We start from the raw sequence: 15,362 nt of genomic DNA on the forward strand, positions 1-15,362 counted from the left end.
GGAAGGATTCAAATGTCTAGTAAAGATAAAAACTTAACACCTGTACAACAAGAATATAAAAAATTCGAACAACAGCGCGAACCGAAGCGCCCCGTTTTAAAAAATTGTATAAAAGCTTTTTTCGTCGGCGGATTCATTTGTCTAATAGGCCAACTGATTTCTACCTTTTATATTACGTATTTTGATTTCACTGAGCGCTCTGCCGGGAACCCTACCGTTGCAACTCTTATTTTTATCTCCATGCTACTTACGGGATTTGGCGTCTACGATCGCCTTGGACAATTTGCTGGTGCTGGTACCGCAGTTCCCGTCACTGGATTTGGTAATTCTGTTATTGCCGCATGTATTGAACACCGTACAGAAGGATTCGTTCTCGGCGTTGGTGGTAACATGTTTAAACTAGCAGGATCAGTCATCTTATTTGGCGTATTTTCCGCTTTCGTCATCGCACTTATTAAAACGATTCTCGTTCAATGGGGAGGGTTATAAATGTTACAAGGACACCGAACATGGGTATTCGAAAACAAACCAGTTATTATTTCAACAGGTGTAATCGGTGGCCCCTTTGAGGCAAAGGGAAAAATCCCTGAAGACTTCGATACCCTCCATGGAGATTTATGGCTCGGACAAGATTCCTACGAAAAAGCACATAAAATTTTGTTTGAAGAAGCTTGTAGCCGTGCTACAGAAAAAGCGAGACTTAGGAAAGATGATATTCAATTCGTTCTCGCTGGAGATTTAATTAACCAAATTACGCCTACTAGCTTTGCATGCCGCACACTTGGCACACCTTATCTCGGATTATTTGGCGCTTGCTCTACTTCTATGGAAGGTTTAGCGCTCGGTGCAAGTATCGTAAATGCAAAAGGCGCAAAATATTTATTAACTGGAGCTTCAAGCCATAACGCTGCCGTGGAAAAACAATTTCGTTATCCAACTGAATATGGTGGTCAAAAACCTCCTACGGCCCAGTGGACAGTAACTGGTGCGGGCGCAGCTATTTTAAGCGATACAGGACATGGCCCAAGAGTAACTTCCGCCACAATTGGGCGCATTGTTGATATGGGATTAACTGATCCATTTAATATGGGAGGTGCAATGGCCCCTGCTGCTGTCGATACAATTGAAGCTCATTTAAGAGAAAGAAATCTTGATGCATCTCACTATGATTTAATCGTAACAGGCGACCTCGGACATGTTGGACGCGAAATTGCTTATGACTTACTACATAAACATGGGACAAAAGTAACGAGTGAACAATTTCAAGACTGCGGACTACTCATTTATAGAGAAGGTCAACCTGTAATAGCCGGCGGAAGTGGTCCAGGCTGTTCAGCGACAGTCGTATACGGTCACTTATTAAACCGAATGAAAAGAGGAGAATTCAAAAAAATACTTGTCGTTGCGACAGGCGCTTTACTATCTCCACTTACATTCCAACAAGAAGAAACGATTCCGTGTATCGCCCACGCCGTTTCGATTGAATTTGGAGGTGCAACGCAATGATTTTCTTCTGGGCTTTTGTAATCGGTGGACTTATATGTGTAATTGGACAACTTATGTTTGATGTCGGCAAACTAACACCAGCTCATACAATGGCAACACTCGTTGTTGCTGGAGCTATATTAGACGGATTCAATTTGTATGAACCACTAATCGATTTCGCCGGAGCTGGGGCAACTGTACCTATTACAAGTTTCGGAAACGCCCTCGTTCACGGCGCGATGGAAGAAGCTGCAAAACATGGAATCGTCGGCGTAATTACTGGTATGTTTAAAGTAACGAGCGCAGGTGTATCCGCAGCGATTATTTTCGGCTTCATTGGAGCATTACTATTTAAACCGAAAGGATAAGAGGTGTTTGCATGACTGTTATCGCTAGCGTAAAAACTTGTCTTGCTAGTTTAAGGGGTGCTCAAGCAAGTTTAAGTTCCCTTTCATTAAATTCACAGGATGAAGAATCAAAACGCGTATTTCATGAATGTATGTTAGAAATGGACAGCGTCATCGCTGATGTTAAGGATAGAGTTTCAGTATTAGAACGTGAAGAACCTCAATATAAAGGGTTTTAAGCAGACTGGAGGAAATCGCTATGTCTCACCTACCTGAATGGACACTTGTCATTCTCCGTTCTGTTTTTATATTAATCATGTTATTCGCTATTACAAAATGGTTAGGGAAAAGACAAATCTCCCAACTTTCCTTTTTTGAATACATAGCTGGAATGACGATTGGTGACATCGCTGCCCAAGTATCTACAGGGCTCGATCAAAAGTTTTTCCATGGCGTCTTTGCGATACTCATTTTTGCTGCGGTACCCTTTTTCACAGGAATCCTCTCTTTAAAGAACAAAACAGCTCGAGATTTTTTTGAAGGGAAGTCTACCGTATTAATAAAAGATGGAAAAATACTTGAAGATAACTTAAAGAAAGAAAAATATACAAGTGACGAATTACTTGAACTACTCCGAGGAAAAAATGCATTCAGCGTAGCGGATGTTGAATTTGCTGTACTAGAACCGAGCGGTGAATTAAATGTATTATTAAAGAAAGATCGCCAACCACTTACAGCAAAAGACGTAGGTTTAAAAGTACCAAACGAGAAGGAACCACAAACTGTTATTATGGATGGAAATGTACTAGATGAACCTCTGTCATCAAGCGGGCATAACCGCGCTTGGCTACATTCAGAATTAGAAAAGCTCGGCGTTGTCATTGAAAATGTTTTTCTCGGTCAAGTTGACTCGTACGGGCAACTTACTATCGACATTTATAATGACAAACTCCAAATGCCTTCTCCTCAAAACAAACCTTTATTATTGGCATCTTTAAAAAAATGTCATGCTGATCTTGAGCTATTTTCTTTAGAAACAAAATCGAAATCAGCAAGCGAAATGTATAGTAAAAACGCGAAACAAATCGAAAAGATTTTAAATAGAGTAACCTATCTTTTAAAAGAATAAATATCGAAAGAACGCTTCAATCAAAAGGCGTTCTTTTCTTTTTTTCTACAGTTTTCATGACGTTTAAATTTATGTAATTCGGTTATGATGTTGAAGATACATAAGCAGGGAATTTCAAAAACATAGCGAATATTTCATGGTACAACTACATATTTTTTTGATTTAAAGTGGTTTCGTTTGACCTTTATTGACCATAATTGTATTATAAGACTAAGAAAGCTTTAGAAGGAGGAAATAACAGATGAATTTAATTCCTACAGTAATTGAACAAACAAATCGTGGAGAACGCGCTTACGATATTTACTCTCGACTATTAAAAGACCGCATCATTATGCTTGGTAGTGCAATTGATGACAACGTAGCTAACTCAATTGTTTCCCAGCTTTTATTCTTGGAATCTCAAGATCCAGAAAAAGATATTCACATCTACATCAATAGCCCTGGTGGTTCTATCACAGCAGGTATGGCAATTTACGATACAATGCAGTTTATTAAACCACAAGTATCAACAATCTGTATCGGTATGGCTGCATCTATGGGTGCATTCTTACTTGCAGCAGGTGAAAAAGGAAAACGTTTCGCTCTTCCTAACAGTGAAGTAATGATTCACCAACCACTTGGCGGAGCACAAGGTCAAGCGACTGAAATCGAAATCGCTGCAAAACGTATCCTATTCTTACGTGAAAAATTAAACCAAATTCTTGCTGACCGCACAGGTCAACCACTTGAAGTACTACAACGCGACACAGACCGCGACAACTTCATGACAGCAGAAAGAGCTTTAGAATACGGCTTAATTGATAAGATCTTTACAAATCGTTAATAGATTTAAAGCGGAAGCGGCTCGTTTAGCTCTGACTGGCTAAGGTTCTTTCGCGTAAAAGGCGCTTTTTGCCTTCTTATGCGGAAGGTTCTTAGACACGAAGAGCTAGCCGCCGGAGCTGGATACACTTAAAAGCAGAAGCGCCCTATTACAGGGCGCTTTTTTATTATCATGCCCTCCGTCTGTATACCCATCCTGGTATTCCCCTAAATATATCAACGATTTTTCAATTATATCGAACAAAACTCAAATTATATCAACGATTTTTTTAATATATCAACGGTTCGACACAACATATCGATTTACCGACAATCTACGACAAGGACAAACCAGCTACATACCCCCTATCCCGCAAAATCCCCTTAAGTAAACAGCAAAAACAAAAAAGCTATCGCACATGCGCGATAGCCATTTTATTGTACATATGCAGCTAATGCTTCTAAAGCCTCTTCTGCATCTGAACCTTCTGTTGTAATTGTTATCATGCTACCAGTTCCGATTGCTAAGCTCATAATCCCCATTATGCTCTTTGCATTTACTGTCTTTCCATCTTTCTCGATAAAGATATCTGCATGAAAGCGATTTGCCTCTTGTACAAACAACGCAGCCGGACGTGCTTGCAAGCCGTTTTTTAATGAAACTTTAACCTGTTTTTGAACCACAGCTCCATTTCTCCTTTAACCTCTTATTTTTTTGCTATCGTTTCCCCCGCGCGTAATTTCTCTGCAATATCATCGATTTTACGCAAACGATGATTAATACCCGATTTACTAATTTTCCCCCCGGATACCATCTCACCTAACTCTTTCAATGTTACATCTTGATAATCTCTTCGTAGTTGCGCAATTTCTCTTAGTTTATCTGGCAAAATATCTAGACCAACTGACTCATCAATATAGCGGATATTTTCAATCTGCCTTAGCGCTGCACCAATTGTTTTATTTAAATTAGCTGTTTCGCAGTTCACTAGTCGATTCACTGAATTACGCATATCACGAACAATTCGAATATCTTCAAATCTTAAAAGTGCGTTATGAGCACCTATAATATTTAAAAATTCCGTAATTTTTTCTGCTTCTTTCAAATACGTAATGTACCCTTTTCTTCTTTCCAACGTCTTACTATTTAAATCAAATCCGTTCATTAGTTCACATATAGCATCATTATGTTCCTTATATAACGAAAAGATTTCTAAATGATAAGATGATGTTTCTGGGTTATTTACTGAACCACCTGCTAAAAATGCACCTCGTAAATACGATCGTTTACAACATTTCTTCTCAATTAATTCTTGTGATATATTTCGAATAAATGAAAAGTCGTCCCGGACAATATGGAGATCTGCTAATATTTCACGAGACTTCTCAACAAGCCGCACAATATATACATTATTTTTCTTCAATCGCATTTTTTTACGAACAAGTAATTCTACCGTTACGTCATATCCTTTTTTCAAAAGCGTATAAATCCTTCTTGCAATTGCCGCATTTTCCGTTTGAATATCGATAGATAGACGACGATTTGAAAAAGAAAGCGACCCGTTCATTCGAAGTAATGCTGATAATTCTACTTTCTCACAGCATTCCTTCACCTCAAGATTCGTCAACTCTTTCTTTGTTTCCGATGCAAATGACACAGTCAACACCTCCTTATACGATTATTATGGAACAAAAATCTTGTCCTATATGAATGAGGAGCGTTACCTCAAAACGAGGTAACGCACATTTATAACAGTGAATATAAAATAGAAGCTAACTTTAACGTATCATGCCTTACAACACGCTCATCATACTTCGCTAATCTATCTTGAATGACATCAATATTATTTTCAGTAAAACGCTCTTCATCCACTACAACTGGTGTCGACATTTCTTCCTCATATAACTTGCGTAATTCACAAGGAATATCACGATTATTTACAATTGCAGTATCGATAAATGGTTGCCCTAAATGATCATGTAACGCCTGCACATGATCAAACGCAGTATACCCCATCGTTTCACCCGCTTGTGTCATAACATTACATACATATACCTTCTTTGCTTTTGCAGCAAGAACAGCGTCCCCAATTTTATTAACAACTAAATTCGGCAATATACTCGTATACAAACTTCCTGGACCGAAAACAAGTAAATCAGCTCGTTTAATCTCAGCTAACGTTTCATGTAACGGCTCTACATCTTCTGGAGTTAAAAAGACACGGTTAATCTTCTTTCCGAAATACGGAATCTTTGATTCACCTGTTACAATTTCTCCATCCTCTAGTTCTGCATGCAGTACTGCACTTTGATTCGCTGCTGGTAATACACGTCCTCTGACATTTAATACTTTACTCGTTTCTGTAATTGCATGGAAAAAGTCTCCTGTAATCGAGGTCATACCTGCCAATAACAGATTTCCTAACGCATGACCTTTCAGTCCGTCTCCCGTTGTGAAACGATGCTGAAATAAAGCTTCCACCAGGGGCTCTACATCCGACAGTGCAACAAGTACGTTACGAATGTCACCTGGGGGTGGAATTTCTAGCTCATCACGTAATCTACCTGAACTGCCACCATCATCAGCGATTGTAACAACTGCTGTAATATCAACAGGATATTGCTTTAATCCTCTTAATAAAACAGAGAGTCCAGTTCCTCCTCCCATGATGACAATTTTAGGTTTTCTCTCTTTTTTCATCCCCTAATGGCCCTTTCTCTTCTCCACATCACGATGAGATACATGAACGCTATACTCTGGTTTCAAATGTTTCCCAAGGTACTCTGTAAGCGTAACAGAACGATGCTGTCCACCTGTACATCCAATTGCAATTACAAGTTGACTTTTGCCTTCTCTTTTATAATGAGGCAGCATGAAAGTAATGAGATCTATCAGTTTCTCTAAAAACTTATGTGTCTCATTAAATTTCAGTACATACGACGAAACTTCTTCATCTAGTCCTGTTAATGGCTTCATATGTGGAATGTAATATGGATTTGGTAAAAAACGAACATCAAATACTAAATCTGCATCAATTGGAATACCGTACTTAAATCCAAAGGACATAACATTTACACGAAATGCTTGCTCAGTTTCAGTAGAAAACAAATGAACAATTTTTTCACGTAATTCTTTCGGTTTTAAATCCGATGTATCAAGCACAATATTCGCTCGTGCCTTCATATCTGTTAATAAACTACGCTCCGCTTCGATTCCCTTTAACGGCAAACCAGTCGGCGCAAGCGGATGCGAACGTCTCGTTTCTTTATAACGAGTTACAAGCGTACTATCTTTCGCATCTAAAAATAAAATATGAGGAATAATCCATGTACGTTCTGATAAATCATCAAGCGCTCCCCATAAATGTTCGAAAAACTCTCGGCCACGTAAATCAACGCCAAGCGCTACTTTATTCATTTTCCCTTTTGAATCCGACATAAGCTCAATAAACTTCGGCAATAACATCGGCGGTAAATTATCTACACAAAAATATCCTAAATCTTCAAAACTTTGTAAAGCTACTGTTTTTCCGGCTCCAGACATTCCTGTAATAATCACCATTTTTATATCATTATTCTCTGTCATCGTATCCTCTCCTTGGCAATTTAACTCGGATCTAATCGATATGAAAGCAGCTCAAAATCTGGGGTATATACAAATGTACCGTAGATTATACCATTCCCTTTAATTAAATAATCAATAATGTGATAATCTCCTGGCGCCATTGCTAAATCATCAATCTTATCAAATGTATGCCAACCAATGATGCCTTCTTCGCTCTCTAGTTTGTTTTCTCCTGCAAAATCTGTCGCTAAAAAGGAGAACATCATCCATTCAGAAACAACTTTATCACCTTCTTGGATGACAAAGGTGAAGACCCCTTTTAACGCTGGGTTCTTTAAATAAATACCTGTTTCTTCACGATACTCGCGAACAACGGAATCTCTTACTGTCTCACCACGCTCCATCTTCCCGCCTGGTGCAACCCACCAATTTCGGCGAGGTTTTTGGAGTAAGAGTACTTCATTATCTCTAATTAACACACAGTTTGTCACTCTTTGCATGTTTCTTCACCTCAGCTACTTGCAGCAAAATTTATCACTGCATACTCATTTCATTATACTATCAAAAACAGTTTGCTACAACGAAGGAGCCAGTCCTCTTTCGCTAAACACATAGTCCTCAACAATTGTAAAAAAGCTTTCTATAACAAGCAATCTAAATGCTTGCAATTACAATGAATCACACATAAAAATCCCCTTAACGATTTTTATCGCTAAGGGGATTACATTCTTTATTTCTTACCGAAATAAGTAACAATCGTAAATCCTAAAATGAAGGTAATGATCGAACTTACAATTGAAAATCCGCCAGTTGGAATACCAGGGAAAACAATTACAATCGAACCGATAACAAGTCCAATAATTACTGCAAATGTCATATTTTTATAACGATCTAATAAAAAGCTAATTCCTTTACTACTTACAACAAATCCGACCATAACACCAGCACCAATAACCATAATTAATGGTAAATTAAGTGTAGTTAAAGCGTTAATTGCCGTTGGATAAACACCAATAATTAATAAAATAAACGATCCGCTAATTCCAGGAAGGAGCATAGCCATACTAGCCATCCATCCTGCGAAAAATAAACCGATTGCATTTAAAATTGTTAACGTCGTAATTGGATCTGCTGCCTTATCTGGCTTAAAGAACGCTGTTATCGCAACAAGAATAGCTGCAATTATTAATAAAGCGATGTGCTTACCTTTAAACGTCGCCTTTGCATCAGCTTCTCTCATTAACATCGGTAATATACTAATAATTAAACCGAGGAAGAAAAATTGAGTCGGTTCATAATGATTTGCAAGTAAATATTTAATAACGTGACTTAACGTTAAAAACGCTGCCGCCACACCAGCTGCAAGGGGAATTAAAAATCCTAAATGTTTTTTCCATTCACGACTAAAGAACCCGCTAATTGCCGCAAGCAATTGTTCATAAATCCCTAACACTACAGCGATTGTACCGCCGCTCACACCAGGAATTAAATCACTAACTCCCATACAAAATCCACGATATATATTACGCCATTCCATACTGAATAAATTCCTCATTTCTTATAGTGATTTTTTCCGTAAAGTCCAGTATATCAATAAGAAAGCTTATAATCCTAATTGTTTTTGACAAAACTTTGACATTTTTACATAAAAAAAGAAAGCTCCTATCGGTAGCTTTCTTCTCAAAAGGAGTATTACCCCTTATTTTTCTGTTACAGTTTTTAATTCCTCTAATAATTCTTCTACGTAATGTTGTGCACTTTGTGCAGCAATACTACCGTCACCTGTTGCCGTTACAATTTGACGAAGCATTTTTTCACGAACATCACCTGCTGCGAAAATACCAGGAACTTTCGTTTCCATACGCTCGTTCGTTTCAAGGTAACCATTTTCATTTGTAATACCTAGTTCAACAAATGGTTTTGATAAAGGTAACATACCGATGTATACGAAAACGCCATCAGTTTTTACTTCTTTCTCTTCTCCACTATTTACGTCTACAAGTGTTACACTTCCTACTTTACCATTTGCATCATTAATTTCTTTTATAGTGTGATTCCAAATGAAATCCACTTTCTCGTTTTGGAATGCACGATCTTGTAAAATTTTCTGTGCACGAAGAGTATCACGACGGTGAACGATTGTTACTTTTGATGCGAAGCGCGTTAAGAACACACCCTCTTCAACAGCTGAATCTCCGCCTCCAATAACAACGAGTTCTTTTCCTTTAAAGAATGCCCCATCACATACTGCACAATATGATACACCGCGGCCGCCAAGCTCTGTTTCACCTGGCACACCAATTTTTTTATATTCTGCACCGCTTGCAACGATAATTGCACGTGCTTTATATTCTTTTTTACCAGCAATAATTGTTTTATATTCTTTACCATCGATGACTGCTTTCACATCACCATATGCATATTCAGCACCAAATTTCTTCGCATGCTCGAACATTTTATTTGATAAGTCCGGTCCTAAAATAGACTCATAACCTGGATAATTTTCTACATCTTCTGTGTTTGCCATTTGGCCACCTGGAATACCACGCTCAAGCATTAATGTGCTTAAATTCGCACGAGATGTATATACTGCAGCTGTCATACCAGCTGGTCCTGCACCAATAATAATGACATCATAAATTTTTTCTTCTGACACACCATTCACTCCTATCCATTCCTACACAATTAAGTTACCCTCATTATACTGTTAGCATCATTTTTTTCCCAATGATTTGCTTATACTATGTGTGCGTACGCTTAACAGCTTGCACATACTTTCGAACAGTCGCTACAGATACATTATATACATCTCCAAGCTCCGACTGTGTCATCTTATTTCCTTGTTCGCCGCGCACAATATATTCAATTGCCGCCGACCAACCGTACACGTTTGTAAAAACAGACCCGGATGTATATAAACGTATGAACGTACAAAACCAAAAGTGTAAACACTCTTCGATTAGTTCATCGTCCTTTTTCGTATAATTATATAATGCGTCCGCGATTCGCGCGCATTGTTCAAATTGCTGTAAATCAGCAGGAATACCTTTATGACTATTAAGTAAAAAGAAATACTTTGCAAGTTGCGATACAATTGGAACACCATTTTTCACTTGCGTTACATCAAAAAAGAATCCGACCTTCTCTGGTGTTGACAATTCATTCATTAAATATAAAGCTAGCATTTGCTCCTCTAGCGTCGCACTTTGCTGAAATGACTTTTGTAATTCTTCAAACAACACGTTTTGCCCTTCATCCGCTAAATTTAGTGCGTTCCACGGCTCTTTTCCTTTTTTATCAGGGTGCAATTCTACTACATGTTGCCACATTTTTTCAGCTACTTGCTGATTTTTCACCATATACGCAGAATACGCAAACCAATAATAAAAACTTACGTCTCCCTCATATCCTTGACGCTTTAATACTTTGAACCACTTATATGCATGCTCGAAATAACCAATTGTTGCAAGGGTCGTTCCAAGTTTCAAACGATGTTCAAATGAAATCGGATATACTGAAACTAGCTGTCCCGCTAATGCTTCTACTTGTTTATGTTCCCCAATTGAATATAGAAAAATAAGCGTATTACAAAGCGCATGTATATTACCAGGATTTTTCTCTAAAATCATTTCCGTTAATTTCAACGCTTTGTCTACATTACCAGATTGAAAATGTGCGATGGCTAAATTATTATGACCCGACCAAAATTCCGGATAATCTTTCGTAACAATTTCTAATGTAGCAATTGCTTCTTCTAATTGTCCATTACGAATATAACGATTTGCCTCTTCTTGCATAACAATTAAATCATCTTCATCCTCAATCTCTTCCGCACCCATTGCTTCTTCTTCCATAATCTCAAGCAATTCTAATGTATCTTCTACAAATTCCTTCTCTTTCGCAACTTCTAAATATCGATCCGCATACTTCTTCGCTTGTTGAAATAAACCCATATATGCATAATTATTTGCAATAAAATAATAGCATTGTTCAAGTTCAGGGTTGGATCTAGCAAGCTTTAGAAATATCTGATTCGACTCTTGGTATTCACCAGCCTCAGATAATGCTATTGCTAATTGGCATAAAATAAACGGCTCCTTCTCGCTTTGTGCCGCTCTTCGAAAATATTTAATTGCATCTTGCAATTTTTGCCCTTTGTAAGCCCTCATCCCTTTTTTATAAAAGAAGTCCGCTAATTGGTTAAAAGAGATAACTTGTCCGTTCTCCTTATATATCCTTTGATTTTTCCCCATATATCCTCCAGTTTTTTGTTTTCTTCGCTCACACATTCTTCTATCTATAAGTATAAACGATTCCGTAAAAAACAAAACAGTATATTATACTCAATTATTTCCTTTTTATTCATAAAAAAAGAAAAGAAATGTTACATTTATAGCATCAACCTTCTCGAGCCGCCATTTCCTCTTTCGTATAAATAATACGCATTGGATTTCCACCTACGAAAGCGCCGCTCGGTACATCTTTATGGACAAGTGTTCCAGCCGAAACAATGGCGCTATCTCCAATCCTTACCCCCGGTAAGATTGTCGTGTTCGCTCCAATCATCACTTCATTTCCTATGACAATCTCTCCAAGTCGATATTCACGAATCAAATATTCATGCGCTAAAAGCGTTGTATTGTATCCGATAATTGAATTGTCACCCACAGTGATTTTTTCGGGAAACATAATATCGGGCATAACCATAAGTGCAAATGATGTTTTTTCTCCTACTTTCATTCCTAAAAACGTACGATATAACCAATTCTTCACAGATAAAAATGGTGTGTAACGTGCAATTTGAATAATAATAAAGTTTTTCATTACCTTCCAAAAAGACACGGTTTTATACACATTCCATAATGAATTCTCTCCTGAAACAGGATAGCGCGTTGTCCGTCGCACTTAATCCTCTCCTCTACTTATGATCGGTTAATACCGGACAAAATCGGCAGTAAATCACTCATTTTATCTAGCATAAAGTCTGGTTTGTAAGATTCTAGATACGCTCTACCTTTCAACGTCCATGAAACCGCAGCTGTTTTCGTACCCGCATTTTGTCCGCCGACAATATCATGGTGATTATCCCCAACCATCACTGTTTCTCCTGGTTTCGCATTTAATAACTCGAGCGCTTTTTGAAGTGGTTCTGGATGTGGCTTCACATGTTCCACATCATCAATTGTCACGACAACATCAAAAAACTCATCAAGCTTTGACAACTTTAATCCCATCTCAACGGTTTGTCTCGCTTTCGTTGTAACAATACCAACTTTATAACCTTGTTTTTTCAACTCTTGAACTGTTTCGTATACAGTTTCATATTCTTCTACTAATTCATCATGATGCTCATGGTTAAATTGACGATAACATGTAATCATCTCTTCAACTTTATTTTCATCAATCTTGCTGAAAGTATCATGCAAAGATGGACCGATAAATGGCAGCACATCTTCACGCTTATATTGATCTGGATAATATGTATTTAAAGTGTGTAAAAAAGAAGAAATAATAAGTTCGTTTGTATTAATTAAAGTTCCATCTAAATCAAATAACACTGTATTTATTTGCATCGCCCTAGTCCTTTCGCTTTCCTGAATATGAAAGAAGCAGCATCTTATAATAAGATGCTACTTGTCTCTAATTTTCTGAATATCTTTTATCAGCTTGCCCCATTTTTCGTCTCACAATAATGAAAATAATAGAAATAACAACAAGTCCAATTGACATTACTTGTGCAATACGAAGTGGTCCTAGCATTAAACTATCTGTACGTAAGCCTTCTACGAAGAAGCGCCCTACTGAATACCAAATTAAATATGTAAAGAATAATTCCCCGCGTCGTAAATTCACTTTTCGTAGTGCGAGTAATAAAATGACACCTGCAAAATTCCATAATGATTCATATAAAAACGTCGGGTGATAATACACACCCTCGATATACATTTGATTAATAATGAAATCTGGTAAATGAAGACCTTCTAAAAACTGTCTCGTTACTTCATCACCATGCGCCTCTTGGTTCATAAAGTTTCCCCATCGGCCAATTGCTTGTCCTAATAAAATACTCGGCGCAGCAATATCCGCCAACTTCCAGAATGAAAGCCCGCGTCGTTTTGCAAAAAGAATACCTGTAATAACAGCCCCGATTAAACCACCATGAATCGCCAAGCCACCTTGACGAATATTAATAATTTGACTCGGATTTTGCGCGTAATATTCCCATTCAAAAATAACATAGTACATTCTCGCAAATAGAATAGCGATCGGTACTGCAATTAATACAAGGTCAACAAATGTATCTTTTGGAATACCTAGCCTTTCTCCCTCACGAGTTGCTAGCCAAAGACCTAATAGCACACCTGTACCGATAATAATCCCATACCAATAAACAGGAAACGGCCCAAGTTGGATGGCTACGCGGTCAAGCTGTGGTACAGAACCTAACAGCATATGTATGACCTCCCTCTCCAATGTTTACTCCTGATTCCCTAACTCAATCGCACTCATTAATCGTTCAGAAAACTGTTGTGCCGCATTCACTCCCATACGTTTTAAACGGAAGTTCATTGCTGCTACTTCAATAATAACAGCCAAGTTTCGACCAGGGCGAACTGGAAGTGTAATCTTCGTAAGTTCTGTATCAATAATCTTCATCTTCTCTTCATCAAGACCTAAGCGATCATAATTTTTCTTTTGATCCCAAATTTCAAGATTAATAACAAGTGTAATACGCTTATAATTTCGCACTGCCCCTGCACCGAATAACGTCATAACGTTAATAATGCCTAGACCACGAATTTCTAATAAATGCTCAATTAAATCTGGTGAGCTTCCTACTAATGTGTCTTCATCTTCTTGGCGAATTTCTACACTATCATCCGCAACAAGGCGATGGCCACGCTTCACAAGTTCAAGAGCTGTCTCACTTTTACCAACACCACTTTGACCTGTAATTAAAACACCAACACCGTAAATATCTACTAATACACCATGAACAGCAGTTGTTGGTGCTAACTTACCTTCTAAATAATTTGTTAAACGACTTGATAATCTCGTTGTCGTTTGAGAAGAACGTAATAAAGGCATGCCTGATTCACGTGATGCTTGTAATAACTCATCTGGTACATCTTGATTACGAGTTATAATAATACATGGTGTCTCCTCGGTACAAAGCGCTTTCATTCTCTCTTGTTTTTGCTCTGTCGTTAACGTATCAAAGAACGTAAGCTCCGTTTTTCCAAGAAGCTGCACGCGATCAGCTGGATAATATGTAAAGAATCCTGCCATTTCAATTCCAGGTCGTGATAAATCACTTGTATCAATCGGACGATGAATTCCTTCTTCACCACTTATTAACTCCAATTGAAATTGTTCAATTAAATCTTTTGTCCTTACTTTTGGCATATGTATAAACCTCCACTCCGCTGCGGGTTCAGTCTCGTTTGATGTAAAATTCCATTCTACCGGATATTGTACCATTTTTTTCTGGAAACAAGAAATACGGTTTCTCATAAATAGAAAAAAACATTTCATACGAATGATGAAATGTTTTTCTTTTTGTCATTTTCTCTTTTTTTCATATAACGGTTCAACAATTGCCTTTTCAATTATCATATTAAAAATAGAAATACAAATTGCCGCAATAATTGCTACGCCAAACCCTGTTATATTAAAAGCATCTCCTAATAATGAATCTGTTATTTTTAACGTAATCGCATTAATAACAATTAAGAAGAACCCGAACGTTACAACAGTAATTGGTAGCGTAATTAAAATTAAAAATGGTTTTACAAACACATTTAAAACCGCCAATATAATACTCGCAATAATTGCAGTTTGTATATTTGCTACGTAAAACGCGTCTGGTGCAATCCCTTTTAAAAGTCCCGATACAGCGATTAACACAACGCTATTTACAAGAAGTGATACAATCCATCTCATTTTCTTACACATCCTTTTGACATATATATTTCATCATACGCTAATAGACAATAAACGCAAGTATCATACAAACACGTATATCAACTTATTC

Annotated in this window: 19 protein-coding genes; 6 read left to right on the plus strand and 13 right to left on the minus strand. The window is 37.6% G+C overall.

Annotated elements, in window-relative coordinates:
• Window positions 1-12: 12 nt before the first annotated feature.
• From spoVAC to clpP, 6 genes are all read left to right on the plus strand, one after another.
• Window positions 13-489 (plus strand): stage V sporulation protein AC, encoded by a 477-nt coding sequence (spoVAC, locus tag F0362_RS25345; RefSeq protein ID WP_000095411.1) that lies wholly within the window; start codon window positions 13-15, stop codon window positions 487-489.
• Complete coding sequence (gene spoVAD / locus F0362_RS25350; RefSeq protein WP_000938949.1) at window positions 490-1,506, plus strand: stage V sporulation protein AD; 1,017 nt, start codon at window positions 490-492, stop codon at window positions 1,504-1,506.
• Complete coding sequence (gene spoVAE / locus F0362_RS25355; protein WP_000575919.1) at window positions 1,503-1,853, plus strand: stage V sporulation protein AE; 351 nt, start codon at window positions 1,503-1,505, stop codon at window positions 1,851-1,853. The genes spoVAD and spoVAE overlap by 4 nt, the downstream gene beginning before the upstream one ends.
• 11 nt (window positions 1,854-1,864) lie before the next feature.
• Window positions 1,865-2,071 carry a DUF1657 domain-containing protein gene (locus F0362_RS25360; RefSeq protein ID WP_000215895.1) on the plus strand — a complete coding sequence of 69 codons (207 nt, stop codon included), beginning with the start codon at window positions 1,865-1,867 and terminating at the stop codon, window positions 2,069-2,071.
• A gap of 20 nt (window positions 2,072-2,091) precedes the next feature.
• Window positions 2,092-2,961: a DUF421 domain-containing protein gene (locus tag F0362_RS25365; protein WP_000018941.1), complete on the plus strand. Its 870-nt coding sequence runs from the start codon at window positions 2,092-2,094 to the stop codon at window positions 2,959-2,961.
• Window positions 2,962-3,202: 241 nt separating this feature from the next.
• Window positions 3,203-3,784 carry an ATP-dependent Clp endopeptidase proteolytic subunit ClpP gene (clpP, locus tag F0362_RS25370; protein ID WP_001049156.1) on the plus strand — a complete coding sequence of 194 codons (582 nt, stop codon included), beginning with the start codon at window positions 3,203-3,205 and terminating at the stop codon, window positions 3,782-3,784.
• A gap of 413 nt (window positions 3,785-4,197) precedes the next feature.
• Here clpP and F0362_RS25375 read toward each other — a convergent pair whose 3' ends face one another.
• The 13 genes from F0362_RS25375 to F0362_RS25435 all read right to left on the minus strand — a co-directional run bounded on the left by F0362_RS25375 (window position 4,198) and on the right by F0362_RS25435 (window position 15,271).
• Window positions 4,198-4,446: an HPr family phosphocarrier protein gene (locus F0362_RS25375; protein WP_000250298.1), complete on the minus strand. Its 249-nt coding sequence runs from the start codon at window positions 4,444-4,446 to the stop codon at window positions 4,198-4,200.
• Window positions 4,447-4,469: 23 nt separating this feature from the next.
• Entirely contained in the window at window positions 4,470-5,420 is a 951-nt protein-coding gene (gene whiA, locus F0362_RS25380) for a DNA-binding protein WhiA (protein WP_000006570.1), read from the minus strand.
• An 89-nt stretch (window positions 5,421-5,509) separates the two neighbouring features.
• On the minus strand, window positions 5,510-6,463 hold the full coding sequence (gene yvcK, locus F0362_RS25385) for a gluconeogenesis factor YvcK family protein (RefSeq protein WP_000712174.1): 954 nt from the start codon (window positions 6,461-6,463) through the stop codon (window positions 5,510-5,512).
• A gap of 3 nt (window positions 6,464-6,466) precedes the next feature.
• The gene (gene rapZ, locus F0362_RS25390) at window positions 6,467-7,348 is read right to left on the minus strand and encodes an RNase adapter RapZ (RefSeq protein WP_000138467.1); all 882 of its coding nucleotides are present in this window, start codon (window positions 7,346-7,348) and stop codon (window positions 6,467-6,469) included.
• Window positions 7,349-7,368: 20 nt separating this feature from the next.
• On the minus strand, window positions 7,369-7,827 hold the full coding sequence (locus F0362_RS25395) for an NUDIX hydrolase (protein ID WP_001190080.1): 459 nt from the start codon (window positions 7,825-7,827) through the stop codon (window positions 7,369-7,371).
• A 230-nt stretch (window positions 7,828-8,057) separates the two neighbouring features.
• Window positions 8,058-8,864 (minus strand): DUF368 domain-containing protein, encoded by an 807-nt coding sequence (locus F0362_RS25400; RefSeq protein ID WP_000455191.1) that lies wholly within the window; start codon window positions 8,862-8,864, stop codon window positions 8,058-8,060.
• A gap of 162 nt (window positions 8,865-9,026) precedes the next feature.
• Window positions 9,027-9,983 (minus strand): thioredoxin-disulfide reductase, encoded by a 957-nt coding sequence (gene trxB, locus F0362_RS25405; RefSeq protein ID WP_001288066.1) that lies wholly within the window; start codon window positions 9,981-9,983, stop codon window positions 9,027-9,029.
• Between the two features lie 85 nt (window positions 9,984-10,068).
• Window positions 10,069-11,580, minus strand: a complete 1,512-nt coding sequence (locus F0362_RS25410; RefSeq protein WP_000517711.1) for a tetratricopeptide repeat protein — start codon at window positions 11,578-11,580, stop codon at window positions 10,069-10,071.
• Between the two features lie 145 nt (window positions 11,581-11,725).
• Complete coding sequence (locus F0362_RS25415; protein WP_001255056.1) at window positions 11,726-12,232, minus strand: acyltransferase; 507 nt, start codon at window positions 12,230-12,232, stop codon at window positions 11,726-11,728.
• Window positions 12,233-12,249: 17 nt separating this feature from the next.
• Complete coding sequence (gene ppaX / locus F0362_RS25420; RefSeq protein WP_001166732.1) at window positions 12,250-12,900, minus strand: pyrophosphatase PpaX; 651 nt, start codon at window positions 12,898-12,900, stop codon at window positions 12,250-12,252.
• A gap of 67 nt (window positions 12,901-12,967) precedes the next feature.
• Window positions 12,968-13,780, minus strand: coding sequence for a prolipoprotein diacylglyceryl transferase (lgt, locus tag F0362_RS25425; protein WP_000924230.1), 813 nt, complete (start codon window positions 13,778-13,780; stop codon window positions 12,968-12,970).
• Between the two features lie 24 nt (window positions 13,781-13,804).
• Window positions 13,805-14,734, minus strand: coding sequence for an HPr(Ser) kinase/phosphatase (gene hprK / locus F0362_RS25430; protein ID WP_001127251.1), 930 nt, complete (start codon window positions 14,732-14,734; stop codon window positions 13,805-13,807).
• Window positions 14,735-14,890: 156 nt separating this feature from the next.
• Window positions 14,891-15,271, minus strand: a complete 381-nt coding sequence (locus tag F0362_RS25435) for a phage holin family protein (RefSeq protein WP_001267312.1) — start codon at window positions 15,269-15,271, stop codon at window positions 14,891-14,893.
• Window positions 15,272-15,362 lie beyond the last annotated feature (91 nt).

This window comes from Bacillus sp. BS98 (assembly GCF_008432245.1).
Lineage (GTDB): Bacteria > Bacillota > Bacilli > Bacillales > Bacillaceae_G > Bacillus_A > Bacillus_A toyonensis.